A 3,329-nucleotide genomic window follows, 5' to 3' on the forward strand; every position below is an offset into this window, starting at 1 on the left:
ATTGCTCAATACTTTATGACGTTTTATGCGTCAGGATGCACTAGTTTAACATTTCTAGATGTTCCAAATCTTTCGAACTTTATAGTGAGAAATGATAACGATGGAAACAATAATGCGTGTTTTATGAATAATTATGCAGAGTACTGCCTTTCCTTGATTAGACTAGGTCTTCCAAACGTAAGTCTTGCATCGAATAGTTTAGCTACTTATTCGCAATATATGAGAAATTACGCTGATAATTGTATATCGTTAGAAACAGTTTTTATACACGGAGCACCTGGTTTGCTATCATCTGACAGTGTTTCTTGGAATGTGCCGGATAGCCGCTTGGGCATTCTGGAAATTGAAGTTCCTCCGGATACTAAACCCGAATGGGATGCACTAACTGTTTCTGGAAAGACCCTGCATACGAACTATATTCGTAGCACAGACAATGTAATAGCTGTTGAAGAGTTAGAACCAGAGCCAACACCAACTTCGGAGCCGATAGAGGTTACGCCAACTCCAACCCCAACGCCAACACCTACGCCAACGCCAACGCCAGCGCTACCGACTGTTCAATTTACAACGCCGGTTGAAAAAACTGGTTTGGTATACGAGGGCGTAATGCAAGATTTGCTAGAACAATCTCCTAACATGCCAGGAAGCTTAATGATTTATGGGATTATTAGCCCTGGCGATCCGATTCCTGCAAAAGATGATGCATCAATTGCGTGGGGTTGGACTATCCCTCATGCATGTGAAATAGGGGATTATGTCGTATGCTATTGGGTTATGTCTCTTTCTTCGCAATATGCCGATAGCGAGATGATGACGACGGGCGTTATAACTATCTCGCGAGCGCCGTCTGCTGTTGACAGGCAAACGAAAACATTCACGACGTTAACGCAAGATTTGACACCAGGGCTAATTGCGATGATGTATGTCGCTGAAAATGCAACGTTGCATGAAAATTTAATAAATGGGTATTTTAATTTGTATGGCGGCGAGTATCATGAAATGATTAATGGAAGCAGATACTCTTTCGATGGCGAGCATTGGAGCGATTATCAATATTTTGGTGATAGCGCGTATACGTCATGCTTTATATCTGCTCAGGATATTATCGATGCTCGAGGCGGTATAATCTATATTTATAGTACGGTATCTAGCATTGGACAGCAGGGCTCACACGGCACTGATGATGTTTACCTTCCTAATATAGAAGCGGACGTTACAGTCGCTCTTGACCCTAGCATAACGGTTGTTGGAAATGGATTTATGTGCCTTTATGCTGTGGGTTGTGATCAAATAAAATCCATAACAGTTCCGGATACATCGCGCATAACTTCAGTTGGACGTCAGTTTATGATGGGTTATGCAGCGTTAACAGGTGTCACGGATCTAGGCTCGCCTGATCTTTCCAGCCTTGAAATCGCAGGAGATGTCCCTATGTATTTATATGGTGCGATGTGCTTAAATCTTGAAACGCTTGGCTTGCCAAAACTACCAAGCTCATTAGAAGTGTTTGTCGATCCTGAGCATGAGGGCGATTTTAATGAACACGATATCATGGCCATGTGCGTTTCAGGAAGCACGAATTTAAAACTTCTAAAAGCGGATTTTGCGCCTGGATTTTATAATACTTTTAATCAAAACATTGGCATAGATGAATCGCTCGAAGGGATCATAAAAATAAAAGTTCCTGCAAAATATAAGATAGAATGGGATATGCTAACTCAACCTGGCGGGTTCTTATATGAGAACTATATTCGCTCGACTGATAACGTTATAGCCGTTGGAGAGTTAGAACCTGAACCGACACCAACGCCAACTCCTGAACCAACACCAAACGAAGAGCCAGTTGCAACGACACCGGTTTACACCGTAACGTTCAAGGATTACAATGGCAATGTTATCAAAACTCAAAATGTGAGCCAAGGAAAAGATGCGAGCGCGCCAGCAAACCCAAAACGCACGGGGCATACGTTTGTATGTTGGGATAAATATTTCAAAAATGTTAGGGCGAACACGACGATCACGGCGGTTTACAGAGTGAATTCGTATACCGTTAAATTCCTAAACCTAAAAGGAAAAGTTATCAAGACGCAAAAAGTTAACTACGGTGCGACTGCAACTGCACCTAAAAAACCTACGAAACGAGGCTACAAAGTGTATTGGAGCCGTGAGATGACGAATATAACCGGCGATACGACGATACGCGCGAAGTATAAGAAATAAAATTTGTTTAAACAAAAAAGAGCCATTCGGCTCTTTTTTTGAGATTGCGGGTCTTAGCCTGCAATGACGAGCGTGTCGCTGTTTTTATTGACAAAAGTTGGGATTTAGGGTATAATTTATAAGATAGGGTCGGCGTATCCTAGTCGGCACTTGTTTTTCCAAAGGCGGGGCTAAAAATCCGTCAAAGAGCATATCTGTGAAGTCTCTGGTGTTTGCTTACCTCTGCCAAAGGTGGGTTTATGCTGGGGGTTAAGGTTTAAGGGCTGCTGTGCCTTGGCAGGCATGGCTCAAACCCTTTTTCCGTGGAGACCTGCATATGTGCGGGAGCCTATTTTGGGTTTACTGTACGGTGTAGGATGAAACCTGCTTTGCGGGAGCGTTTTTGACTTCCGTGGGCAGTGTAGCTTGCTTTGAGCGGGGGTGGAGGATAGTGGCTACGTGCTGCTTGAAACTATACTCTGCAAAAGAAGATAGGAAAAACAACAGGCTGTTTGGGAAAGCCTCTAGGCGTTTGTGCGTTTAGGATTGCAGTATGAGCTAAGTGGTTATATAGTAGCGCGAGTTGGTGACGCTTGCGACTGCACCTTAATTGGCAACGGCTCTTTTGGCGACATTGGAGCGGTGCATGCGGGAAATCCCACTATACCTATGCCATAAAGTTTACTAAGCGCACGGCCCTACATTTTTTATTATGAAACGAGTGAATATGCAAAAGAATAAGCGTGTTTCTAAGCGGAATTATTGGGTTTTAAAAGCCTTTTTCTTGACGCTTTTTATCTCCAGCGTATTTTCATTGTTAGCAAATTCAGTGCTTCCAATCGCGCCGATTTGGGCAGAGATTGTGTTGGTATTGATATTTGTTTTAATCGGTGTTATCGCGGATGCTGTTGCCACGGCTGTTACGATTGCGTCGCCTGTTCCGTTTAATTCCATGGCATCGCGTAGAGTGCGTGGCGCGGAAACTACGATATATTTAATTAAGCACGCCGAGAAAGTGGCGAATATTTGCGGCGACATAATTGGGGACATTTGCTCGATTATTTCGGGTGGCTCGATTGCGATTTTAATCGATAGCCTCGCAGGGTTTAAAAGCCCGATGTATGGTATAA

The 3,329-nt window shown here is 43.3% G+C and carries 2 protein-coding genes; one reads left to right on the forward strand and one right to left on the reverse strand.

Annotated elements, in window-relative coordinates:
- The coding region (locus tag ACYVTD_RS10875; RefSeq protein ID WP_461247792.1) for an InlB B-repeat-containing protein at positions 1-2,220 on the forward strand (2,220 nt) is incomplete at its 5' end.
- Positions 2,221-2,958: 738 nt separating this feature from the next.
- Here ACYVTD_RS10875 and ACYVTD_RS10880 read toward each other — a convergent pair.
- The coding region (locus ACYVTD_RS10880) for a hypothetical protein (protein ID WP_461247793.1) at positions 2,959-3,329 on the reverse strand (371 nt) is incomplete at its 5' end.

This window comes from Treponema sp. R6D11 (genome assembly GCF_054786075.1).